This is a genomic window from Zooshikella sp. RANM57 (assembly GCF_050749885.1).
Taxonomy (GTDB): Bacteria; Pseudomonadota; Gammaproteobacteria; order Pseudomonadales; family Zooshikellaceae; genus Zooshikella.
Map to the genome: position 1 here is coordinate 1 of NZ_JBOIUB010000085.1, position 255 is coordinate 255.

Sequence of the window (255 nt, forward strand, 5' to 3'; positions counted from 1 at the left end):
GGGAGGGTAGCTTAAGCTTGGTAGTTGTAACTCCACCTCTGAGCCACAGGCAGCGATAAGTATTTCATTCGATAGGGCAAGTGTAGTGATTTCTTCCTCTAAATTAGCCTGGCTCAGTACCAAATTTCGTAAATCAGGCCGACGAGTATCTAACGCGTAATTTGAGTTAGAATCGAGCTGTTTTCCATACATATACAGCTCAGTAAGATACGCGGCAGGAGAAAACATCGAAGAAACGGCATCTGAGGTTGTGTA

General features: G+C 44.3%; 1 protein-coding gene. It reads right to left on the bottom strand.

Annotated elements, in window-relative coordinates; genetic code table 11:
* The coding region (locus tag ACQ96U_RS27240) for a Tc toxin subunit A (RefSeq protein WP_431724422.1) at positions 1 to 255 on the bottom strand (255 nt) is incomplete at both ends.